At 69.0% G+C, this 22,013-nt stretch carries 19 protein-coding genes; 9 read left to right on the top strand and 10 right to left on the bottom strand.

The window, feature by feature from the left end:
• Window positions 1-9: 9 nt before the first annotated feature.
• Both L0C25_RS21705 and L0C25_RS21700 read right to left on the bottom strand, forming a co-directional pair.
• The gene (locus L0C25_RS21705) at window positions 10-369 is read right to left on the bottom strand and encodes an ArsR/SmtB family transcription factor (protein ID WP_271633863.1); all 360 of its coding nucleotides are present in this window, start codon (window positions 367-369) and stop codon (window positions 10-12) included.
• The gene (locus L0C25_RS21700) at window positions 366-812 is read right to left on the bottom strand and encodes an SRPBCC domain-containing protein (RefSeq protein ID WP_271633862.1); all 447 of its coding nucleotides are present in this window, start codon (window positions 810-812) and stop codon (window positions 366-368) included. The genes L0C25_RS21705 and L0C25_RS21700 overlap by 4 nt, the downstream gene beginning before the upstream one ends.
• 103 nt (window positions 813-915) lie before the next feature.
• Here L0C25_RS21700 and L0C25_RS21695 point away from each other — a divergent pair, with 103 nt between their 5' ends.
• Window positions 916-1,848 (top strand): phosphotransferase family protein, encoded by a 933-nt coding sequence (locus L0C25_RS21695; RefSeq protein ID WP_271633861.1) that lies wholly within the window; start codon window positions 916-918, stop codon window positions 1,846-1,848.
• Between the two features lie 37 nt (window positions 1,849-1,885).
• Here L0C25_RS21695 and L0C25_RS21690 read toward each other — a convergent pair whose 3' ends face one another.
• Entirely contained in the window at window positions 1,886-2,461 is a 576-nt protein-coding gene (locus tag L0C25_RS21690; RefSeq protein ID WP_271633860.1) for a DinB family protein, read from the bottom strand.
• 37 nt (window positions 2,462-2,498) lie between these two features.
• Window positions 2,499-4,481: an elongation factor G gene (locus tag L0C25_RS21685; RefSeq protein ID WP_271633858.1), complete on the bottom strand. Its 1,983-nt coding sequence runs from the start codon at window positions 4,479-4,481 to the stop codon at window positions 2,499-2,501.
• 243 nt (window positions 4,482-4,724) lie between these two features.
• Between L0C25_RS21685 and L0C25_RS21680 the strand changes: the two genes are divergently transcribed.
• From L0C25_RS21680 to L0C25_RS21670, 3 genes are read left to right on the top strand one after another with little or no spacing between them, the layout of a single operon-like run.
• Window positions 4,725-7,484 carry an AfsR/SARP family transcriptional regulator gene (locus tag L0C25_RS21680; RefSeq protein WP_271633857.1) on the top strand — a complete coding sequence of 920 codons (2,760 nt, stop codon included), beginning with the start codon at window positions 4,725-4,727 and terminating at the stop codon, window positions 7,482-7,484.
• Between the two features lie 6 nt (window positions 7,485-7,490).
• On the top strand, window positions 7,491-10,295 hold the full coding sequence (locus L0C25_RS21675; RefSeq protein WP_271633856.1) for an AfsR/SARP family transcriptional regulator: 2,805 nt from the start codon (window positions 7,491-7,493) through the stop codon (window positions 10,293-10,295).
• 57 nt (window positions 10,296-10,352) lie between these two features.
• Window positions 10,353-10,541: a DUF1918 domain-containing protein gene (locus L0C25_RS21670; protein WP_271633855.1), complete on the top strand. Its 189-nt coding sequence runs from the start codon at window positions 10,353-10,355 to the stop codon at window positions 10,539-10,541.
• Here the strand turns inward: L0C25_RS21670 and L0C25_RS21665 are convergent.
• On the bottom strand, window positions 10,538-10,936 hold the full coding sequence (locus tag L0C25_RS21665) for an NUDIX hydrolase (protein ID WP_271633854.1): 399 nt from the start codon (window positions 10,934-10,936) through the stop codon (window positions 10,538-10,540). The genes L0C25_RS21670 and L0C25_RS21665 overlap by 4 nt on opposite strands.
• Window positions 10,937-10,972: 36 nt before the next feature.
• On the opposite strand from L0C25_RS21665, the gene L0C25_RS21660 reads away from it, so the two are divergent.
• Window positions 10,973-12,250, top strand: coding sequence for a hydroxyacid-oxoacid transhydrogenase (locus L0C25_RS21660; protein ID WP_271633853.1), 1,278 nt, complete (start codon window positions 10,973-10,975; stop codon window positions 12,248-12,250).
• A gap of 4 nt (window positions 12,251-12,254) precedes the next feature.
• Here the strand turns inward: L0C25_RS21660 and L0C25_RS21655 are convergent, their stop codons facing one another.
• Together L0C25_RS21655 and add are read right to left on the bottom strand one after the other, a co-directional pair.
• Window positions 12,255-13,040, bottom strand: a complete 786-nt coding sequence (locus tag L0C25_RS21655; protein WP_271633852.1) for an SGNH/GDSL hydrolase family protein — start codon at window positions 13,038-13,040, stop codon at window positions 12,255-12,257.
• A 40-nt stretch (window positions 13,041-13,080) separates the two neighbouring features.
• The gene (gene add, locus L0C25_RS21650) at window positions 13,081-14,121 is read right to left on the bottom strand and encodes an adenosine deaminase (protein ID WP_271633851.1); all 1,041 of its coding nucleotides are present in this window, start codon (window positions 14,119-14,121) and stop codon (window positions 13,081-13,083) included.
• Window positions 14,122-14,255: 134 nt separating this feature from the next.
• Here add and L0C25_RS21645 point away from each other — a divergent pair, with 134 nt between their 5' ends.
• Window positions 14,256-15,785, top strand: a complete 1,530-nt coding sequence (locus L0C25_RS21645) for a UDP-N-acetylglucosamine 1-carboxyvinyltransferase (protein ID WP_271633850.1) — start codon at window positions 14,256-14,258, stop codon at window positions 15,783-15,785.
• A 220-nt stretch (window positions 15,786-16,005) separates the two neighbouring features.
• Here L0C25_RS21645 and L0C25_RS21640 read toward each other — a convergent pair whose 3' ends face one another.
• A complete protein-coding gene (locus L0C25_RS21640; RefSeq protein ID WP_271633849.1) occupies window positions 16,006-16,275 on the bottom strand; it encodes a TFIIB-type zinc ribbon-containing protein in 270 nt (89 codons plus the stop codon).
• 92 nt (window positions 16,276-16,367) lie between these two features.
• On the opposite strand from L0C25_RS21640, the gene L0C25_RS21635 reads away from it, so the two are divergent.
• The 3 genes from L0C25_RS21635 to L0C25_RS21625 all read left to right on the top strand — a co-directional run bounded on the left by L0C25_RS21635 (window position 16,368) and on the right by L0C25_RS21625 (window position 18,969).
• Complete coding sequence (locus L0C25_RS21635) at window positions 16,368-17,153, top strand: glycerophosphodiester phosphodiesterase (RefSeq protein WP_271633848.1); 786 nt, start codon at window positions 16,368-16,370, stop codon at window positions 17,151-17,153.
• Window positions 17,150-18,484 (top strand): MFS transporter, encoded by a 1,335-nt coding sequence (locus tag L0C25_RS21630; protein WP_271633847.1) that lies wholly within the window; start codon window positions 17,150-17,152, stop codon window positions 18,482-18,484. The genes L0C25_RS21635 and L0C25_RS21630 overlap by 4 nt, the downstream gene beginning before the upstream one ends.
• Window positions 18,485-18,585: 101 nt before the next feature.
• Entirely contained in the window at window positions 18,586-18,969 is a 384-nt protein-coding gene (locus tag L0C25_RS21625) for an RNA polymerase-binding protein RbpA (protein WP_271633846.1), read from the top strand.
• 88 nt (window positions 18,970-19,057) lie between these two features.
• Here L0C25_RS21625 and L0C25_RS21620 read toward each other — a convergent pair whose 3' ends face one another.
• Both L0C25_RS21620 and lnt read right to left on the bottom strand, forming a co-directional pair.
• Window positions 19,058-20,332 carry an FxsA family protein gene (locus tag L0C25_RS21620; RefSeq protein ID WP_271633845.1) on the bottom strand — a complete coding sequence of 425 codons (1,275 nt, stop codon included), beginning with the start codon at window positions 20,330-20,332 and terminating at the stop codon, window positions 19,058-19,060.
• Window positions 20,329-21,918 carry an apolipoprotein N-acyltransferase gene (gene lnt, locus L0C25_RS21615; protein ID WP_271633844.1) on the bottom strand — a complete coding sequence of 530 codons (1,590 nt, stop codon included), beginning with the start codon at window positions 21,916-21,918 and terminating at the stop codon, window positions 20,329-20,331. Before lnt ends, L0C25_RS21620 begins: the two co-directional genes overlap by 4 nt.
• Window positions 21,919-22,013: the final 95 nt, after the last annotated feature.

The raw sequence follows: 22,013 nt of genomic DNA, 5'->3' as shown, positions 1-22,013 counted from the left end.
GCTTCCCTTCTAGTCTCTCCGTTGCTCGCGTGACCCGACCTCTGCCGCTTCGGCGATCCCCTTGATGCGCGCGAGGCGTCGATCCCAGGCGGCCGCGCGGGACGCCATCCACCGGGCCGTCGCATCGAGCGCGGCCGGTCGCACTGTGTACCGCACCTCGCGCCCGACCCGCTCGCCGGTCACCAGTCCGGCGGCGTCCAGCACCCCGAGGTGCTTGACCACCGCCTGTCTGGAGATGGGCATGCCCGCGGCGAGGGTCGTCGAAGTCGCCTCCCCAGCTTCGGCGAGCAGGTCGAGGAGCCGTCGGCGGGTGGGGTCGGCAAGCGCCGTGAGGACGTCGTCCACGGTGTCGCGACCCGTGGTCATCATTTGAGCGCGTGCTCCGTGCGCTTGCGCGCGAACTCGAGGCATTCCCCCCAGCCGCCGGTGTTGTCACTGACCGCCCGCTGGCGGTTCTCCTCGGTTGTCGGCAGCGAGCCGAAGCCACTCTCGACCACGCGTAGGCGGGTCTGGTCGCCCTCGGCGGTCAAGGTGAACTCCACGAGCGTGCTGTTCTCCGCACGCACCTCCTCCCCTGGAAACGCGCTCGCCCAGCGGTAGGCGACGTACGTCTGAGGTTCGACGCTCTCCACCCGGATCGGGAAGTCGCCGTACTCGGAATGCCTGGCGACCGTCGACTCCCCCGGCACGGCCATGGTGCCGGTCTCGTGTTCCCCGTCGGCCGCCCACCAGCCCGGCCGGGCCACGAGGTCCCACACGCGCTCGAGGGGCGCCGCGATGAGCGTGTCGCGTTCGATTCGGTCGTCCGTCATGTTCTTCTCCTCAGTTCGACTATGTGCAACTCCAGGGTTGCACGTGGGACGATCAACGCGCAACCCTCAGATTGCACATTCGTGGTCCGCAAGACTGTGCGTCATGACCCCCGAAGAGACCGAGGCAGTCGAAGCCGCGCTCGGAGAGCCGATCGTCGACTCGCGCAAACTGGCCGGCGGCTTCTCCCATGAGACCTGGGCGCTCGTTCTCGAGAGCGGCCGGGCGGTCGTACGCCTGGGTGGTGGTGCTCCCGGGGTCGAGGCGGCCGTGATGGAGCGCGGGACCGAACTGGCGCCGGTTCCGCCGGTGCGTGTCGTGCAGGAGTCCGCGGTCGGCGACGTGCGTCCGTTCATGGTCATCGACTACATCGACGGGCGGATGCTCGACGATCTGCTGGCCGACCCCGATGCCGACGGCCTTCGGACGCTCGGCTCAGACGTCGCACGCGTCGCTCGGCGGATCGGGTCGTTGACGATCGCCTCGCGGCCGGGGTTCTTCGCCGACCCTGCGCTCCACGTACGCGCGGAGCGACCGTGGTCGGAGCAGCTCGCGGAGTTCGCCGCCGAGTGTATGGCCGCGACGCCTGACGAACGGCTGAACCGTGAGCATCGTCGCGCCTGGGCGAAGCTCTGTGCGGCCCACGCTCCCGCGCTCACCGAGGTCGACTCGGATGCCCAACTGGTGCACTCGGACTTCAACCCCAAGAACATCCTCGTGGCGCCCGCCGCTGACGGCTGGCGGGTCGCGTCGGTGCTCGACTGGGAGTTCGCGTACGCCGGATGTCCCTACGCCGACGCCGCCAACATGTTGCGCTTCGCCGACGAGTACCCGCCCGCGTACGTCGAAGGGTTTCGCGCCGAGTACGCCGAGGGCATGGCACCCGAGGACGCAGCTCGCTGGGAGTTCGTCGGCATCGTTCTCGACATGTTCGCGCTGACGTCGCTGGTGACCCGGCCCATCGGCCATTCCGTCGCCGACCAGGCAGCAGGACGGATTCGCGTGCTGCTCGACGGCGGCCTGCCGGGACGTAGGTAGGCCCGGCTCCCCGCCGACGCCCGATGAGCGAGCGGACCTACCGGAACGCGTCGGCGGCCGACTGGATCTTGGCGAGATAAGCGACCCAGTACGCGTCGTCTCCGACGTCGTCATGGTCGCGGCCGCCGCGCCCGTCGATGCTCTCCCGCAGGATGTCCGCGTGCCCCGCATGTTGGGCGGTCTCGGCGACCACGCGTACGAGCAGGTGGCCGAAGGTCGTCTCGCGCCGTCCCTCCCGCCACCAGTCGACGTACGCGGGAGCGCCGAGATCCACCTCCTCGATCGAGGCGTCGGAATGTGCTGCTGCGGCTCGATAGAGCCCGACCAGGTAGTCGCGCGACTCGTCGGACCGCGCCCACATGTCTGCCCCGTCCCAGATCGAGCCGTCTTCGACCCACGGCAGCGTCACGGGAGCGGGGCGGCCGATGCAGGCGCCGAGGTAGCTCGCCTCGACATCGGTCAGGTGTTTGACCAGGCCGAGCAGGTTCGTGCCACTCGGGGTCATCGGCTTTCGTACGTCGTACTCACCGAGTCCGTCGAGCGCCCGCAGGAGGCCCTCGCGCGACTGTCTCAGGTAGTGCTGCAGGTCGGTAGAGATCGCGTCATGTCCCATGGGCGGGACGCTAGCGTGCGCGGCTGACACGGCCCCGTCACCGTCCGGTGCGGGCGAGATACTCCCGACGGTCGAGCGGGTTGTCGTCCGTACGTCGCCGAGTCGGCGGATCGCCGCGTACCGGCCGGTAGTGGTCGAACTCCGTGTCGAGCATCCCCTCGCCGTTGGTCAGCGTCGGCACGAGAAGCTGCAGCCGGTGCACCTGCGCGGCCGGCACGTCGCCGACCAACAGGTACGAGGAACCCGCGGGGCGAGTCTCGAGCGGGACCCCGCCGAGCGGTGGCAGGGTCGCGAGAACTCCGCCGAGGTTGTCGCGCGGCACCTCGAGCTCGAAGCGATGGATCGGCTCCTCTACGCGGGTGCCGGCGATCTTCAGCGCATCGATCAGCACCAGGGGCGTGAGCAGGCGGAAGTCACCTGCAGTACTCGACATGCTCGCGTCGAACGTTCCATGCGCGTGGCTCTGCCTCGCCCAGTAGCCCGAATACGTCATCGTCACAACGCAGTCGACGACCTCCCAGCCGCACAGCCCTTGCCCGAGCGTCTCGCGTACCGACCGCTCGACGGCCGTGAAGAAGGCGCGCGGCATGGAACCGAGCTCGACGCCCAGCCGGAACTCCACTCCCGTGCCGGCGGGCGCCGGGTCGACGCGCAGGCCGACGGTCGCCAGGAACGGGTTCGGTTCGGTATCGATGAACTCGACGGCGGCACCCGATCCGTTGGGGCGCTCGACACAGATCGTCGTGGTCTCTCGAAACGTGACGTCGATGCCGTAGTCGGCGGCGAGCGTCGCGGCGATGACCTCCTTCTGGACCTCGCCATAAAGGGATACCGACGTCTCCCGCCGGCGGTCGTCGCGGCGCAGGTTGATCAGCGGGTCCTGTTCGGCGAGCTGGGTGAGTGCCGAGTGCAGGGCTCCCGCGTCCGCCGCCCGGCAGGGGTCGACGATCGTCTCGAGCGACGGCGGCGAGAAGTACGCCTGGTGTCGCGAAGCGGCCGATGCTGCACCGAGGGTGTGACCCACGCGTGCAGCGGTCAGGCCGGTGACCCGCGCGATGCGTCCTTGGCCCGCTGCGCCCGCCCGCTCGGCGGTGCCGTTACCGAACACGTCGATCGCCGTGATCTTCTGCTCCGTGCCGTCCGGCAGGGTGAGGCGATCACGTACGCGGAGTGTCCCTGCCCGGATGCGTACGTACACGAGCTTCTCTCCCCCCGGTCCGCGTTCGATCTTGAACACCGTCGCCGACAGATCGGCATCCGCGTCGTCGTCGCCGGTCGGGTGCAGCGACGCGAGCCCGGCATGCAGCGCTTCGGTCCCGGCACCGGTCACCGCCGAGCCGAAGTACACGGGGCAGACACCTAATCGGGCCGTCTGCATGGCGATCGCGGTACGAATCCGCTCGCCCGTCACCGCGTCGGGGTCCTCGACGACTTCCGCGAGTAGCGCGTCGTCGAAGCGGGTCACGCTGTCGAGTAGGGCGGCCACGCCGGCTCCGTCGTCCGTGGCGTAGGCACGAAACGATGCGCCCGGCGTCCCCTCGTCGCGCACCACGCCCATCGGCACGACGTCGGGGGTCAGCCGATCGGCGATCTCGGCGAGCACCCTCGATGGTGCGGCGCCTGTGCGGTCGATCTTGTTCACGAAGATCACGGTCGGGATGCGCAGTCGCCGGAGCACCCGCATCAACACGCGGGTCTGCGCCTGCACGCCCTCGACCGCGGACACGACCAGCACCGCCGCGTCGAGTACGCCGAGTACTCGCTCGACCTCGGCGACGAAGTCGGAGTGACCGGGTGTGTCGATCAGGTTGGTCGTCAGGCCATCGATCTCGAACGAGACGACGGCCGACCTGATCGTGATGCCGCGCTGCTTCTCGAGCGCGAGGGTGTCGGTATGCGTGGTGCCGTCGTCGACCCGCCCAACGCGATCGATGACTCCGGCGGCGTACAGCAGCCGCTCGGTCAGGCTGGTCTTACCGGCGTCGACATGCGCCACGATCCCAAGGTTCAGTGCTGCCACAACGCTTCATGTCCTCTGCATAGGCGGGTATTACCTGCTGGGTGAACATGAAGCGAGGGCGCATCCGGATCTCCTGTCGATCTGTGGTTCTCGGGTACAGCCCAGCAGGTCGCGTCGCGGCGAGCAACCGATTTGTGCGCACGAGTTCGGCCGGATCTTCGCCGTCTAGACGTTTACTTCCGGTGATACTTCCTGTTCATCTGTCCCAATCGCTTCTATCGTGTGGCCGAAGGGGTGGGTCTTGTGGTGCACATACGCCTGGTCGGCGCAGTCGAGGCCGTACGTGACGGCGAGGCGCTCGCATTGCCGGGCAAGCGCGTCCGTGCCCTGCTGGTGCTGCTCGCACTGTCGGCGGGTCGGGCAGTCGCCGTCGACACGCTCGCCCGCGGCATCTGGGACGACGAACCTCCCGAGCGCGTACGCGGCAGCCTGCAGACGTACGTCGGCCGGCTGCGCCGGGTGCTCGGTGAGAGCCTGATCGAGACCCAGCGCCCCGGGTACGTGCTCCAGGTACCCCGTGCGTCCGTCGACCTGCTCGCGTTCGTTGATGCCGTCGATGCCGCCGCCGAGGTCGAGCCCGAGGCGGAGCGCGCGGCACTCGGCGAGATCCTCGAGCAGTGGTCGAGCCCTCCGTTCGGCGAACCACCGTCGGAGTGGATCGCGCGGCACGAGGTACCCGCCTGGACCGAGCGCTACCTCCAGGCCGTCGAGCGCAAGGTCGACCTGGATCTGCGGTCAGGTGACTACGCGAGTTGCATCGTCGAGCTGAACCGCAATGTGGAGCGCCATCCGCTGCGCGAGACGCTCTGGGTACGCCTGCTCACGGCGCTCGACGCGGCAGGACGGACGGCCGAGGCGCTCGACCGGTACGAGTCGGTGCGCAAGAAGCTCGCGGAGGATCTGGGCGTCGATCCGTCACCCGAGCTGCGCTCGGTCCATGCCTCGCTGCTCACCAAGGCCGGCGACTCGTCGCCGACCGCGCCGCGCACCGTGCGCCCGCACCAGCTACCGGGCGGGCCCCGCGGATTCGTCGGCAGGGACGCCGTGCTGCAGGAGCTGGACCAGGTGGCGGCCGGTTCCGCGGGTACGGGTGGTGTGATCGCGCTGCACGGCCCGGCGGGTTCGGGAAAGACCAGTGTCGCGACCAGCTGGGCGCAGGACCGACTCGACCGATTCCCCGACGGGCAGCTGTTTCTCAATCTGCGCGGGTACGGCCCGGGCGAGCCCGTGACATCGAGCGGGGCGCTCGACATGCTGCTGCGCAGCGTCGGCGCGGCGGCAACCGAGATCCCTCCCGACGTCGACGAACGTAGCGCACTGCTCCGTTCCACGCTCGCCGACCGGCGGGTTCTCGTGGTTCTCGACAATGCCCGTGACGATGCCCAGGTACGCCCGCTGCTCGCAGGCGGTGCCACGACGACGCTGGTGACCACCCGTAGTCAGCTTCGCAGCCTGGTCATCCGCGACGGCGCCACGCGGATCGCTGTCGGCCGGATGTCGCCCGACGAGTCGGTCCGGTTGCTCGAGGAGCGGCTCGGGCCCGGACCGTCACGCGCGGATCTCACGGAGCTCGCCGAGCACTGCGGTCACCTGCCGATCGCGCTCGCGGTGGCCGCCGAACGGGTCGAGCGCAGTGGTAACGGCCGAATCGACGACCTCAATGCGCAGCTCCGCGACCGGCAGCAGCGACTTCCGGCGCTGAGCACGAGCGACGACGACCCGCTCACGAACGTGCGCACCGTGCTCGAGTCGTCGTACCGCGCGCTCGACGAGCCGACCGCGCAGGCGTTCCGGGCGGTCGGCATGTACGAGGACCCGCAGGTCACGGCGGCCGCTGTCGCGGCGCTCGCGGGCATCGACCTACGGGAGGCCGAGCGCCGGCTCGACCGGCTCGTCGGCCAGAACCTGCTGATGTCACTCGGATCGGGCTGGTACGAGTGCCACGACCTGCTCCGCGACCTGGCGGTCGAGCTGGGCGTGTCGACGATGCCGGAGAGGGTCAACGCGGAAGCGATGGAGCGCCTGTGGAACTGGTGCCTGCATTCGACGCGGAACGCGTCGTACCTGATCAGCCCGCCACGATCGGAGCCGATCCACCTCGACCTCCTCGAAGGCGTGAGGCCGCAGGAGTTCCGGTCCGAGCTCGACGCTTCGGAGTGGCTCTCGCGACACGCGTGCTACCTGCGGACCGTGATCGGCGACGCCAACGCGGCCGGGGATCCCACCGGCTATCTGCTCGCGATCGAGTTCTTCCTCTACCTGAACATCCAGAGCGGCCTGGCGTCGGCGGGCGGGTTGTACGAACAGGCGGAGGCCAACGCCCGTGCCGCCGGTGACCTGCTGGGCGAGGCCGAATGCGCGAGCTGTCGCGGTGCGGTGCACTCCGAGCGCCGCGAGTACGACGACGCGCTCACCTGTGCCCGCAGGACGCGCGACCTCTACGTGCAAGCCGGAGAGCCGAGCGGCGTGCTCAAGGCCGAAACGAACATCGCGCTCACGCTGTTCAGGCTCGACCGGCTCGACGAGGCGGTGGCGGCCTATGAGCAGGTGATCGACGACGCCCGCGAGCAGGGCTTGACGCTGACGTACGCGATGGGTCTGGCCGACGTAGCCGATGTGTATCTGGCGCTCGGACGCACCGACGATGCCCGGCACGCGGCGGCCGCCGCGGTCGCGAAGCTGCGGGAGTCGGGCAACGTCCGCGCGCTTGCGGCGGCCCTGGATCGCCTCGGTGGGGCTCAAGCGGCCGACGGAAGGGGCAAGGAGGCGATCCTGACGTACGAGGAGTCGGCGCACGCGGTGCGGCGTCTTGGCGCGGCCACCTTCGAGGCCCCTACGTTGCGGACACTCGGTGGTCTCTACCGTGACGCGGGCCGCCGCGATGACGCGCGCGCCAGCTGGAACCGCGCTCTCCGGCTCCTCGAGGACGCCGGTGTCGACGACACATTCGACGTGAGCCGCAGCGAACTGCAGGAGCTGCTCACCTCGCTGCCGATGGGTTGACCCGAGATGATCGAGGTTCGGCTGATCGGTGCGGTTGAGGCGATACGCGACGGCGAGCCGGTCGAGATTCCCGGTCGCCGGGTACGCGCATTGCTCGCGCTACTGGCACTGACACCCGGCAAGACGGTGTCCGTGGAGTCGTTGGCCAACGGCATCTGGGACGACGAGCCGCCCGAGCGCGTACGCGGCAGCCTGCAGACATACGTCGGTCGGCTGCGGCGGGTGGTCGGCGAGGAGGCGATATCGACCGATGCGTTCGGATACAGGCTGGACGTACCGCGCGGGGCCGTGGACCTGATGGCGTTCGCGGACTCGGTCGCGGCGGCAGCCGATCTCGACGACGACGAGGCGGAGCGTGCGGCCCTCGCCGAGGCGATCGGTCGATGGCACGGCGAGCCGTTCGGCGAGCCCCCGTCAGAGTGGATCGAGCGCCATGAGGTGTCGGTGTGGACCGAGCGGTACCTGCAGGTGGTCGAGCGCCGCGTGGACCTCGACCTGGCGGCGGGCGACGAGGGTGATGTACTCATCGAGCTGAACCGACATGTTCAGCATTTCCCGTTGCGGGAGACCTTGTGGCTGCGGCTTCTGGTCGCGCTCGACCGATCGGGGCGGACTGCCGAGGCGTTGGCGCGCTACGAGTCGTTGCGTCAACGGCTGGCCGAGGAGCTCGGCGTCGATCCCTCCCCCGAGCTACGGGCCGTGTACGCGGACCTGCTCAACCGCACCGACGAGCCGCTCGCCGTCGCTTCCTCGCAGCCGCCGACGACCGGTCCGTGCCCGCGGCAACTGCCGCTGGATGTGCCCGGCTTCGTCGGCCGCGACGAGTTGTTCGCCGACCTTGACGCGCAGCGCGCCTCCAGCGATGCGGCGGCGGACCCATGCGTGATCGCGCTCCATGGTCCGCCGGGCTCCGGCAAGACCACGCTCGCGGTCCGCTGGGCGCACCGGGTGAAGGGCGACTTCCCCGACGGGCAGCTGTTCCTCAACCTCCAGGGTTACGGGCCGGGTGCTCCGATCGACCCGACATGGGCCCTCGACAGGCTGCTGCGAGGCATCGGGGTGCATGGCAGTGACGTTCCGTACGACGTCGACGACCGCGCCGCGGTCTGGCGCACGGAGCTCTCCTCCCGGCGGATGCTCGTCGTACTCGACAACGCTCGTGACGCCGCGTCCGTGCGTCCGCTCCTTCCCGGTGGGCAGAGCACAGTGCTCGTGACGAGCCGGAGCCAGGTGCGTGCCTTGGCCGCTCGCGACGGCGTTCATCGGTTGGCAGTCGAGCGGATGTCCGCCGCGGAGTCCACGGCGTTGTTACGCCGCCGGATCACGGGCCGGCTCTCGGAGGACGAGCTCGCGGAGCTCGCGGACCTATGTGGGCACCTGCCGGTCGCACTCGCGGTCGCGGCCGAGCGCGTAGACCGTTCGAGCCTCAGCACCATCGCCGAGCTCCGAGGGCAGATCGACCGAGGTCGCGGCGTAATGGACGCGTTGTCGACCGACGACGACGACCCCGCCACGAACGTACGCGCGGTACTGGCCTGGTCGTACGAGGCTCTCGATGAACCGACGGCTCGCCTGTTCCGGCTCCTCGGCCTGTGGGAGGCACCGCGAATCCCGGTCGCTGCGGCGAGTGCGCTGGCCGGCGCCGAGCGGTCCGACGCCACGCGGATGCTCGATCGCCTCGCGAACCATCATCTGCTCACCGACGTCGGCGGCGACCGTTACGAGACCCACGACCTGATTCGCGAGCTGGCTTCGGAGATCGTGCGCACGACAGAGTCGGCCGAGGCGCGCTCAGCCGCCGAGCATCGGCTACGCAACTGGTTCCTGCACTCCGCCGCCAACGCTCGAGCCGCGTGGCGACCGTATCCGTTCGATCTCGAGCTGCCGCCGGTCGAGGACGGTGTGATCCCACGGAGTTTCGCTTCCGTAGCCGAGGCGTACGAGTGGTTCGACCTCCACATCGCATACCTCCAAGCCATCGTGCACGCGTGCATTGACGACGGCGACCCGATCGGCCACCATCTCGCGCCCCTTCTCAGCACGTTCCTCGCGAGCGAAGGGGTCATCGGACGCGACGGACCGGCGCTGTTCGAGCGCGCCGAGGCGAGCGCACGACGGCTGGGTGATCGGGCCGGACAGGCGAACTGCGCCAACAGTCTCGCGCAGGCCCAGTACGAGGCGGGCGACAACATCTCCGCACTCGACAGCGTCCGTCGGTCCCGCGAGCTCCACGCCGCTGCCGGACAGCTCGGCGGCGAGCTGTGTGCCCAGGGCAACGTGGCGATCGTGCTGCAAAGCCTCGGCCGTAGTGACGCCGCGCTCGAGGAGCTGCAGGACGCCGTCGAACGTGCGCGGGACGCGGACAACCGGCTGCAGCTCGGCACCGGGTTGCTCAACCTGTCCGATCTCTACCGCCAGGTCGGCCGACTGGGTGAGTCCGTACGCGCCGCCCGCGAGTCGGTCGATGTGTTGCGGGCCATCGACGACCCCAATCGACTTGCGGTCGCCCTCGACAACCTCGCCGACGTGCTGGCCGACTCCGGGCGCCCCGACGACGCTGTGCGACAGCTGGGTGAGGCCATCGAGCGATACCGGGCCGCTCACCTGCGCAGCAATGAGGCCAACGCGCTACGCAAGCTGGGGGTCATGCATCGCGACCAGGGACGGCCGGCAGCTGCGCGACCGTGTTGGTTGCGGGCGGCGGCGATCCTGACAGACGTCGGGTCACAAGGTACGTCGAGGGTCACCCTTGCCGAGCTGAACGAACTGATCGAGGGGTTGCCGCACGATCCGGAGCCCTCGACCGTCTGAGGCCCTGTCGCAGTACCGGTCGACGTCTTAGGCTGGAGGAGGCAGAGGTGATGATGCATGGAGGCACGCACAGGACAGCGGCTGCGGATCCACGGTAAGACCGTCGGCGCGCCGGACGAGGAAGGCGAGATCATCGAGGTGCACGGCCAGGAAGGTGGCCCGCCGTACCTCGTGAAGTTCGAGGGAGGTCACGAGCGCCTGATCTTCCCCGGGCCCGACTGTGAGGTCACCGCCTCCGACAGCTAGCTGCTGGCGATCACGCCGTACGACTCGAACTCCTGGAGCAGGTCGACCGTCAGGGGCAGATCTGCCATCTGCTCGATCGTGAACCATCCCGCGTCCGCTGCGTCGTCGCCCGCGACGAGCGAACCGCCGACGGCCTCGGCCGCGAAGTCGTGTGCCTCGATGACCTCGTCGCCGTTGGGAATGTCCACGACACCGAGCTCGCGGCCCACGGCGATCTCGAGGCCGGTCTCCTCGAAGACCTCGCGGCGGGCACACTCCTCGAGCGTCTCGCCGCTCTCGAGATGGCCGCCCGGTATGGTCCACCTACCCGCCTCGGGTTCGCGGGCGCGCAGCACCAGCAGGACTCGGCCGCGATCGTCTTGCACGACGGCGCCGGCCGCCAGCGTACGTACCATTGCCGCACGATATCGCGGCGAGAAGGCGAGGCGAGAGTGGCCGAGTACCTCAACGAGACCGTCTTCACGTGGGGTGCCACGCCCCTCAAGTTCGGTGCGGGTGCGGCCGATGAGCTCGGCTGGGACCTCGCCCAACTCGGTGCGGAGCGCGTTCTCCTCGTCACCGACCCGGCGATCGCCGCCGCCGGTCTGCCCCAGCGGGTCGCGGATGCCGCCGAGGCCGCCGGCCTGAGTGTCGAGATCTACGACCAGGTCCACGTGGAACCCACCGACGCCAGCATCAAGACCGCGGTCGAGTACGCCCGCGAGTCGACGTGGGACGCCTTCATCGCCGTCGGCGGCGGATCGACGATCGATACCGCGAAGGCGATCAACCTGCTGACGACGTATCCGGCCGACCTGTACGCGTACGTCAACAAGCCGATCGGCGAGGGCAAGGCGCCGCCCGGGCCGCTCAAGCCGCTCATCGCCGTGCCGACGACCGCCGGTACGGGCTCGGAGACGACGCCGGTCTGCATCATGGACTTCCTCGACCTCGAGGTGAAGTCGGGCATCAGCCATCCGCGGTTGCGGCCGTCGATGGCCGTCATCGATCCCCTGCTCACGCTGAGCATGCCGCCCGAGGTGACCGCCGCCAGCGGCATGGACGTGTTGTGTCATGCGCTGGAGTCGTACACCGCAAAACCGTTCGACAGCTTCGCCCGGCACACCCCCGAGACCCGCGTCGCATACTGCGGGTCTAACCCGATCTCGGATGCGTGGACCGAGAAGGCGCTCGCCCTGCTCTCCAGGTCGCTTCGGACGGCCGTGCTCAACGGCGGCGACGTGGCGGCACGCACGGACATGATGCTCGCGGCGACGTTCGCCGGCATGGGATTCGGCAATGCGGGGGTACACATCCCGCACGCCTGCGCGTATCCGATCGCCGGACGCGTACGCGACTATCGCCCGCGCAACTACCCGGCCGACGAGGCGCTCGTACCGCACGGCGAGTCCGTGTCGCTCACGGCGCCGGCGGCGTTCCGCTTCACGTACGCGACCGATCCGGGGAAGCACCTCCGAGCGGCACAGGTGCTCGACGCGCACGCCGCGGAGCCGCGCGATCCGGCCGAGCGGCTGCCGCAGGCGCTGTCGCGGCTGATGCGTGACATCGGCATCCCCAACGGCATCGGGGCGGTCGGCTTTGCCGAGGGCGACGTCCCCGCGCTCGTCGACGGCGCGATGCAGCAGCAGCGACTGCTCGCCGTCGCGCCGCGCACCGTACGCGACGACGACCTCGCGGCGATCCTCACCGACTCGATCGAGAACTGGTGACGCGCTAGAGCACGCCGTCGAACACGTCGGCGTATCCGACCTGGCCGTCGCGGTTCGGGTGGAACGACTCCCCCACCGGGTTCGACAGTCCGTTGACCCACTCCGGCGAGTCACAGACCGCATGGCCGACGAACGCCGGGCGTACGTCGGCCAGGCCGAACCCATGCGCCGACGCCTGGGCGGCGATCGTGTCGGCCAGCTGGTCGGCGGTCGCGTTCAACCGCTCCTGCTCGGCCGGACTGAACCAGGTACCCGCGTTGCAGTCCTCGCCCATGAACAGCCGCGGGTAGGAGCCGACCACGACCGTCGCGTTCGGTGCCAGGGACGCGATCTGGGCGTACAGGCCATCGAGGCTGCCGGGCAGCGAGTCACGGATGTACGCCTGCGCGCCGTCGACCGCGCCGTCGCAGTCCGACGCCCAACCCGGCTGTGCGCACTCCAGGAGTACGTCGACGAATCCCGCGTCGTTGCCGCCGACGGTCAACGTGACGTAGTCGGTCTCGGCGTCGAGCGTGCCGAGCTGGTTGGCGGACACGGTCGCGACCGTCGCGCCGGAGCACGCCTGCATATCGAGGGTCGCTCCGAGCCGCTGTGCGATCTGCTCGGCGTACGCGAAGTGCGAGCGCTGGCACCCCTCGTCGTAGTACTCGCGGGTGCCGGTGCCCGAGGAGTACGAGTCGCCGAGCGCGACCAGCTCGTCGGCCGGCGCGGCCGTCGAGGGAGGCCCCGTCGCGATGGTCGCCGTCAACATGGCTGCCGCGGCAACCCGGGCGAAGGTACGTCGTCTCATGGGTACTCTCCTCGCTGGCTCGCGAAAAGACATACCCCGATCAGGCCTGCTCGAACCCCTCGACGACGGAATCGATCTCCGCGAGCAGGGCGGTTCGCACGTCCGTGGGAGCGTACGAGACGCGCGCCGCTGTACGCGCGACGTCGGCCAGCGCCGCGTTGTCGAGGCCGAAGACGTCGCGGGCGACGGTGTACTCACCGTTGAGCGTTGTCGAGAACATGCCCGGGTCGTCGCTGTTCAGTGTCACGACGACGCCGGCGTCGCGCAGGGCCATGAACGGGTGCTCGGCCAGATCGGGGACGGCGCGCGTACGCAGGTTGGACGTCGGGCATACCTCGAGCGGGATGCCGTTGGCGGCGAGATGCTCGACGAGCGTCGCATCCTGCGCCGCGGAGATCCCATGCCCGATGCGCTCGGCGTGCAGCGTCTCCAGCGCGTCCCAGACGGTCTGCGGTCCGGTCGTCTCCCCCGCGTGCGGGACGCTGTGCAGTCCAGCGGCGCGGGCGCGGGCGAACACGTCCGCGAACTGTGGTCGGTCGACGCCCTGCTCGGGTCCGCCGAGGCCGAACCCGATGGTGTCGGTCGGTGCGTACCGCTCGACCCAGTCGATGGTCCGCTCCCCGGACGGGAGGCCGAGCTCGCCGGGAATGTCGAAGATCCACTGCAGCGCGACCCCGTGCTCCGCGGCGGCCGTACGCCGGGCGTTGTCGAGGGCGGTCGCGACATCGTCGGGACCGATGCCCATCTGCAGGTGGCTGTCGGGCGTGACGGTGAGCTCGGCGTACCGGACGTTCTGCGCCGCGAGGTCTCCGGCGACCCCGACGATCAGCAGCTCGACGTCCAGGGCGGTGCGCACGAGCGAGTTCACGGCGATGTAGACGTCGATGAAGTGCGCGAAGTCGCGGAACTCGTAGAACGCGCGCAGCGCGGCCTCGTCGGTCGGTACGCCTTGGTCCGGGTGGCGGCGGGCGAGCTCGAGCACGGTCTCGACGGGCGCCGAGCCCACCAGGTGTACGTGGAGCTCGGCCTTCGGAATAGCGGCAACGAAGTCGGTGTTGGGGGCGGGTGTCGTTGGGGTCACCTCGCCATCTTCGCAATTCGACCCTGCGGCAAGGCAACCTGTATCGAGGATGGTGCGTCTGTGGACGTGAGACGTGATGCGAAACACCGGAGCGAGTTCGTGGATTATCTCAGATATGAGATAGAGTCTCGCGCATGAGTGATGACTACTTGATCCGAATCGGCAAGTTGATCCGTGATGCACGCAAGCATCGCGGCTGGACCCAGGCCGAACTCGCTCACGAGCTGAACACCAGTCAGAGCGCCGTCAACCGGATCGAACGGGGGCAACAGAACATGAGCCTCGAGATGCTCGCGCGAGTCGGCGAAGCCCTCGACTCCGAGATCGTGTCGCTGGGTACGTCCGGGCCGATGCATCTGCGGGTCGCCGGTGGCACCCGGCTGTCCGGGTCGATCGACGTCAAGTCGAGCAAGAACGCCGGCGTCGCGCTGCTCGCCGGTTCGTTGCTCAACGAAGGCCGTACCGTGCTCCGCAAGGTCGCGCGTATCGAGGAGGTCAACCGGCTCCTCGAGGTGCTGCAGTCGATCGGCGTGAAGACCCGCTGGATCGACGAGACCAACGATCTCGAGATCATCCCGCCCGCGAAGCTCGACATCGAGGCGATCGACGCCGATGCGGCGCGCCGTACGCGCAGCATCATCATGTTCCTCGGCCCGCTCATGCACCGCGAGCAGACGTTCGAGCTGCCGTACGCCGGCGGCTGCGACCTCGGTACGCGCACGGTCGAGCCGCACATGACGGCGCTGCGGCCGTTCGGCCTCGAGGTGAAGGCCACCGAGGGCAGCTACCACGCGAGCGTCAACGTCGACGCCCGCCCCGAGCGCCCGATCGTGCTGACCGAGCGCGGCGACACGGTGACGGAGAACGCTCTGCTCGCGGCCGCACGGTTCGACGGCGTCACCACGATCCGTAACGCGAGCCCCAACTACATGGTCCAGGATCTCTGCTTCTTCCTGGAGGAGCTCGGCGTACGCGTCGAGGGCATCGGCACCACCACGCTGCGGGTGCACGGCTCCCCGCATATCGACCGCGATGTCGAGTACGCGCCGAGCGAGGATCCCATCGAGGCGATGAGCTTGGTCGCGGCGGCGATCGTCACCGAGTCGACGATCACCGTACGCCGGGTCCCGATCGAGTTCATGGAGATCGAGCTCGCGCTGCTCGAGGAGATGGGCCTCAACTACGACCGCAGCGAGGAGTACCTCGCCGACAACGGTCACACCCGACTCGTCGACATCACGACGCATCCGTCGACGCTGCACTCGCCGATCGACAAGATCCACCCGATGCCGTTCCCGGGCCTGAACATCGACAACCTGCCGTTCTTCGCCGTGATCGCGGCGACGGCGACGGGTTCGACGATGCTGCACGACTGGGTGTACGAGAACCGCGCGATCTACCTGACCGAGTTGAACAAGCTCGGGGCCAAGGTTCAGCTGCTCGACCCGCACCGGGTGCTCATCGAAGGGCCGACGCGGTGGCGTGGCGCGGAGCTGATCTGCCCGCCGGCGCTACGCCCGGCCGTGGTCGTGCTGCTCGCGATGCTCGCCGCGAAGGGCACGTCGGTGCTGCGCAACGTGTACGTGATCAACCGCGGCTACGAGGATCTCGCCGACCGGCTGAACGCGCTGGGTGCAGAGATCGAGACGTTCCGCGACATCTGAGGAGCGAGCTTGCGAGCCCCGCAAGATGTCGCGATCCAAGGCCGCGACATCTGAGGAGCGAGCTTGCGAGCCCCGCAAGATGTCGCGATCCAAGGCCGCGACATCTGAGGAGCGAGCTTGCGAGCCACCGCGCGAGACAAATAGACATTTGTTAGGCCCAGGCATAACAAATGTCTATTTGTCTCCGGCGCGGCCCGGCCGCCCGGCCGCCCGGACGCGCTCAGGCGCCGAACAGCGTGTCGATGAAGGCGCGGCTCTTGGCCTTGGTCGACTTGGGCGGCGCCGTCATCGTCGGCGTGATCTTGGGCAGCGGCTGGGTGTGGTACCCGGACTTCGCCTCGTGCCAGGCGTTCTCCTCCTCGATCAGCAGACCGAGGTCGGCGCGGTCGAGGAACACGCCCTCGCACCCCTCGCACTGGGCGATCTGGGCGCCCGCGCGGTGGTACTCACTCATCTGCCCCTGGCACTTGGGGCACGTCATGCTCGCCATTGGTCCACGGTAGCCCAGCGATGCGCTGCGGGTCGGGCGAAACACCCGACCCGACGCCGATAGTGAGCACGCTCACGCGGCATACTGAGGCGGTGCCCCGGTTCGAGCGGTCGACGCACCCGTACCTCGACTGGCCGGGACCGCAGGCGATCGCACACCGCGGTGGGGCGAAACTCCAGCCGAATCTCGGTCTGGAGAACTCCCTGCTGGCGTTCCGCAACGCGGTCCACCTGGGCTATCGCTACCTGGAGACGGACGTGCATGCCTCGCGCGACGGGGTGGTGTTCGCGTTCCACGACACCGATCTCGACCGGGTCACCGACGGCACGGGGGCGGTCGCCGCGCTCTCGGCGGCGGTTGTGCGCGACGCGCGGATCGCCGGCCGTGAGCCGATCCCGGAGCTGACCGCGCTGCTGGCGGAGTTCCCTGCCGCGAGGTTCAACATCGACGTCAAGGCCGACTCCGCGGTCGTACCGACGCTCGACGTCGTACGCGAGCACGCGGCGTTCGACCGGGTGTGTCTCGCGTCGTTCTCCGATGCGCGCCTTGCCCGGATCCGGCGGCTCGAGCCGCGGGTGGCGACATCGATCGGCCCGAAGGATGTCGCGGCGCTGCGCCTCGGATATCCGTTCCGGCGCCGCGGCCTGCAGCGGGCGATCTGCGTCCAGGTGCCTCGTCGTCGGGGCAGACTGACGATCGTGACGCCGTCGTTCGTACGACGCGCCCACGCCCGGGGACTCCACGTGCATGTCTGGACCGTCGATGACGCAGCGACCATGACGGCGCTGCTCGATCTCGGTGTCGACGGCATCGTCACCGACCGTCCCGACACGCTGCGCGACGTACTCGTGCGCCGTGGCGAGTGGGTGTCGGCGTGAACGAGCGGCGGTCGTGGTACTTCTACGACTGGGCCAACTCCGCGTACTTCACGACCGTGACGGCGGTGCTCTTCGCCCCGTACCTCACGAGCGTCGCCGAGACCGCGGCCTGCGGCGAGCCGGGTACGACCGACGACCCATGCAATACCGACCTCCTCGTTGCCGGCGTCTCGGTCTCGCCCGGTTCGCTGGTGTTCTACATCATCACGCTCAGTACGTTGCTCTCGGCCGTTCTCGTTCCTCTCGTCGGCGCGTTCGCCGACGGCAGCCCGTCGAAGCGTCGGATGATGTGCGCGTACGCCTGGGTGGGCAGCGCGTCGACGGCGGCGATGGTCTTCATCGCGGGCTCGAACTGGCACCTCGGCGCCGTGCTGCTGGTGATCTCGAGCGTCGCGGGTGCGGCGTCTCTGAGCATCTACCACTCGATCCTGGTCGACATCGCCGGACCGGACGAGCGCGACGTCGTCTCGTCGCGCGGGTGGGCGTTCGGGTACCTCGGCGGCGGCACGCTGCTTGCCCTGAACCTCGTTCTGGTGACGGCCCACGACGCTGTCGGCTTGGACACCCAGGGTGCGGTCCGCATCAGCCTGCTGTCGGCGGGTGTTTGGTGGGCCGCGTTCACGATCATCCCGTTCCGCGGCCTCCGCGACCGGCCACCCCGGGTGACCGATGCCCGGCGCGACCTGATGTGGCGCAGCTTCGGGCGGCTGTACACGACGCTACGCGAGGCGCGCGCGTACCCCCGCACGTTGCTGTTCCTGGCCGCCTTCCTGTTCTTCAACGACGGCATCCAGACCGTGATCGCGTCGGCCTCGGTGTACGGCGAGAAGGCGCTCGGGTTCGAGACCGGTTTCCTGATCGGCGCGATCCTGATGGTGCAGTTCGTTGCGTTCGGCGGCGCGCTGCTGTTCGGCCGCCTGGCCGGACGAACGGGAACCAAGAACATGATCGTGGCCGGGCTGGTCGGCTGGATGGCGATCGTCTCGATCGGCTACTTCCTGCCCGCGGGGAACGCGCCGCTGTTCCTGGTGCTCGCGCTCGGCATCGGCATCGTCCTCGGCGGTACGCAGGCCCTCTCGCGATCGCTGTTCTCGCAGCTCATCCCGCGCGGCCGGGAGGCGGAGTACTTCGCGCTCTACCAGGCATGCGAGCGCGGTACTAGCTGGCTCGGCACCTTGCTGTTCGGCGTCGTACACCAGCTCACGGACTCGTACCGTCCCGCGATCTTCGCGCTGATCGCCTTCTTCGTGATCGGCCTTGCGATCCTGGGTCCGTTGAACGTTCGACGCGCGATCCGGGAAGCGGGTAACCTTGAGCCCAAGGTGGTCTGACTCACTCATCTCGGGACCTCTCAGGGGAATCTCACTTCAGTCCCGTACGTTGGATGAGGTAAGAGCAGGCAGGACGATTCGGACCGTCGTAGGAGGGTCACATGGCTGAACGCGCACTCCGTGGAGCGCGACTCGGTACCCAAAGCTTCGAAGACGAGCGTGGGGTCGAGATGGCGCCTCGACAGGAAGTCGAGTACGTTCGTGCCGACGGCACACGGTTCACCGTGACCATGGCCGACGACGCTGAGATTCCGCTCGAGTGGGAAGACCCCCGCACCGGGCAGATCGGGCGGCTGAGCGACGGCACTGAGCCGGAGCCGAAAAAGGAAAAGCCCGCACGTACGCACTGGGACATGCTCTTGGAGCGTCGTTCGATCAAGGAGCTCGAAGACATTCTCTCCGAGCGCCTCGAGCTGCTTCGCGGTGGCGAGATCGGGCCCGCTCACCTGCACCGGCGTACGAAGGGCCGCAAGCGCACGGCCTGATCGCCAGGCCCCACAGACCCCCGGGTCGCGTCGTTCCCCCCCGACGGCGCGGCCCGGGCCTTTTTGTGCCCGCGATGCCGCTGGCCGCTCAGTCGTCGTCGATGACCTCTCCGCGCACGACATCGGGCCCGTGCGGGGTCGTCGGCCCATGTCGGCTCGCGGACATCGTCGGGTCGCCCGGCGCCGAGACGTACATCGTGCCCTTGCGCACCGCCCAGGACTGGATCCGGTTTCGGACCAGCGGGCGGGTGAACGGCAGCAGCAGCACCAATGCGACGAGGTCCTTGACGAAGCCCGGTGGCACGAGGATCAGTCCGCCGAGGAACGTCAGTGCACGATCGACGACACCGCTCGGTGGTTCCGTGCCGACCGAACGGTCACGGGACAGCTCTGCCCACGCCTGGCGTCCCGAGCGGCGCATCAGGATGACGCCGACCACGGACAGCGCCGCAAGCGCGGCGATCGTCGCGGCCCAGCCGATCCAGTTCGCGACCAGGACGATCACGACGATCTCGACGACGGGTGTCAGCAGTAGGACCGCCGGTACCCACCGGATGCGCACGTTCTTCATGGTCTCTCCCGGATCGGGCGTTGTCTCCCAGCCTACGTGGCGCGTCGGGTGAGTATCGAGTACGCGGCCCGCAGGCGACGCGAGATCCCCACCAAGGGTGACGCGTACCAGCGCCTCCACGACGATCGAACCGCTCATCTTCGACTCGCCGCGTTCGCGCTCGACGAAGGTGATCGGCACCTCGCGGGTGGTGACGCCGGCGTCGTCGGTGCGAAGGGTCAGGTCGATCTGGAAGCAGTAGCCGCGGGAGGACACCGAGTCGAGGTCGATCGCGAGCAGGGTCTCGCGTCGGAACACCCGGTAGCCGGCGGTCGCGTCGCGTACCGGGATCCCCAGGGCGAACCGGGCGTACGTGTTCGCCCCGCGCGACAGCAGCAGCCGGTGCAGCGGCCAGTTGCGGACCGCTCCCCCGCGTACCCACCGTGAGCCGATGACGAGGCCGGCGCCGTCGCGTGCGGTGGCGAGCATGGTCGGAAGGCGCTCGGGCGGATGCGAACCGTCGGCGTCCATCTCGACGAGGAAGGGGTAGCCGCGTTCGAGGCCCCAGCCGAACCCGGCGAGGTACGCGGCGCCCAGCCCCTGCTTGCCGACACGGTGAAGCACCTGGACGGCCGGGTCATCGACGGCCATCGCGTCGGCGAGCTTTCCGGTGCCGTCCGGTGAGTCGTCGTCGACGACGAGGATGTCGGCGGCCGGCTCGGCCGATCGCACGCGTCGCACGATCTCGCCGAGGTTGTCGGCCTCGTTGTAGGTCGGGACGATGACGAGTGCGGCCCGCTCACGCTCGCTCACTGCCGCACCTCCAGCTCGGCCGTCGTCGTCGTTGGTCCCTCACCGGGCGTACGACGGCGCGCGCGGAGCTGTCCGGCGGCGGCCACGACTGCGGCGCCGATCCCGAGCAGACCGGCGACGAGCTCGAGCCAACCGCCGAAGCGGATGGCCGGTGTGATGCCCGTTGCGGTCTCCACATTGCCGGTGAGTATCTGCGTGACGTCCTTGTCGCCCTGCACCAGCACATCGCCGTCGGCGTCGGCGATGCCGCTGACTCCGTTGATCGACGGCACGGCGATGTATCGGCCCGACTCGATGGCTCGCATCCGCGCGATGTCCCACTGCTGGTCGGGTTGTGCGGTCTCGATGTACGCCGAGTTGTTGGTCTGCACCACGAGCATCTGTGCGCCGTCGTCGATGTTCTGACGCAGCACGTCGTGGTACGCGACGTCGAAGCAGAGCATGTCGCCCACGACGACGGGGCCGAGGCGGAGCGCGCCGGAGTCGTCGCCGGGGAGCATGTCGCGTGGGATCTCGGTGTCGACGCGGTCGTCGATCTTGCGGGCGAACGAGCGCAGGGGCACGTACTCGCCGTACGGGACGAGATGTCGCTTCTGGTACGTGTCACCGGGGCCGGTCTGCGGGTCCCAGGCGATTCCGACGTTCTTACGGGTGTCGGCGGTGGGTCCGTCGAGGATGGCGCCGACCAGAACCGGAACGCCCACCGCTCGTACCGCGCGTTCGATCTGCGCGCCGACGGACGGATCGGTGAACGGGTCGAGATCGGACCCGTTCTCGGGCCACAGCACGACGTCGACCTGCTCCTCGTCCCCCGAGCGGATGTCGGCTGCCAGGTCGAGGGTCGCGTCGACATGGTTGTCGACGACCTGCCGCTGCTCCGTCTCGCCATCGGCGCCGCGGCCGGGTACGTCACCTTGGATCAGCGCGACCCGGATGTTCTTGTCCGGGTCGGCCGTGCCGACCGGAAGGGCGAACCCGACGACGATGGTCGCCGCGAGTCCGGCCACCACTGCGCCGACGGCGACCCGGCTCGACCGCCGCGTCCACGCGTAGACGGCGAGTGCCGCGATCGCGAAGACGATGCCGCTCAGTGTGGGAACGCCGACCAGGCGGGCGTACGACTCGAGCGGGGTGTCGATCGTCGCGTCGCCGAGGCGGCCCCACGGGAACCCGCCGAGCGGGAAGGTCCCACGCGCGTACTCGACCGCGACCCACACGCATGCCCCCCATAGCGGCCAGGCACGCAGCCGCGCGACAAGGACGAAGCCGACCGCGAAGATCGGGAAGTACAGCGCCTCGACGATCGTGAGGATGATCCATACGTGCACGCCGAGTACGTGCACCCAGGAGAAGAGCAGGGCCGACTGCGCCAGACCGAAGACCAGGCCGAGCAACGCGCCGAGTCGGATGGTGGCACCGCGCAGCGCGACGATCAGTAGCACCAGGCCGATGAGCAACAGGATCAGCGAGCCGACCGGCTTGAACCCGCATGCGACGAGCAGGCCGGCGACGACGGCCATCGCGAGTCGGATCCTGGGCCGGGTACGCCCGGGCGCGGGGCTGCCCTGCTCCGTGCTGTCCACCACGGCACTAAGGGTACGGGAGCCGATCACGGCGTCGTCGTGGCATGCCAAGAGCCCTGCGTCCTTCGGACCGGACACCGAACCGCTGGATGCGATAC

The organism is Solicola gregarius, assembly GCF_025790165.1.
In the GTDB taxonomy this organism is placed as follows: domain Bacteria; phylum Actinomycetota; class Actinomycetes; order Propionibacteriales; family Nocardioidaceae; genus Solicola; species Solicola gregarius.
The sequence above is the reverse complement of the archived record's forward strand: the minus strand, read 5'-3'. Positions and strand labels throughout refer to the sequence as shown.

What these genes read in the sequence shown, in the direction of transcription:
- L0C25_RS21645 (WP_271633850.1), top strand. Translation starts at nt 14,256, where the DNA reads ATGAGTGATGACTACTTGATCCGAATCGGCAAGTTGATCCGTGATGCA.
- L0C25_RS21705 (WP_271633863.1), bottom strand. Translation starts at nt 369, where the DNA reads ATGATGACCACGGGTCGCGACACCGTGGACGACGTCCTCACGGCGCTT.
- L0C25_RS21675 (WP_271633856.1), top strand. Translation starts at nt 7,491, where the DNA reads ATGATCGAGGTTCGGCTGATCGGTGCGGTTGAGGCGATACGCGACGGC.
- L0C25_RS21625 (WP_271633846.1), top strand. Translation starts at nt 18,586, where the DNA reads ATGGCTGAACGCGCACTCCGTGGAGCGCGACTCGGTACCCAAAGCTTC.
- L0C25_RS21655 (WP_271633852.1), bottom strand. Translation starts at nt 13,040, where the DNA reads ATGAGACGACGTACCTTCGCCCGGGTTGCCGCGGCAGCCATGTTGACG.
- L0C25_RS21670 (WP_271633855.1), top strand. Translation starts at nt 10,353, where the DNA reads ATGGAGGCACGCACAGGACAGCGGCTGCGGATCCACGGTAAGACCGTC.
- L0C25_RS21695 (WP_271633861.1), top strand. Translation starts at nt 916, where the DNA reads ATGACCCCCGAAGAGACCGAGGCAGTCGAAGCCGCGCTCGGAGAGCCG.
- L0C25_RS21640 (WP_271633849.1), bottom strand. Translation starts at nt 16,275, where the DNA reads ATGGCGAGCATGACGTGCCCCAAGTGCCAGGGGCAGATGAGTGAGTAC.
- L0C25_RS21700 (WP_271633862.1), bottom strand. Translation starts at nt 812, where the DNA reads ATGACGGACGACCGAATCGAACGCGACACGCTCATCGCGGCGCCCCTC.
- L0C25_RS21690 (WP_271633860.1), bottom strand. Translation starts at nt 2,461, where the DNA reads ATGGGACATGACGCGATCTCTACCGACCTGCAGCACTACCTGAGACAG.
- L0C25_RS21665 (WP_271633854.1), bottom strand. Translation starts at nt 10,936, where the DNA reads ATGGTACGTACGCTGGCGGCCGGCGCCGTCGTGCAAGACGATCGCGGC.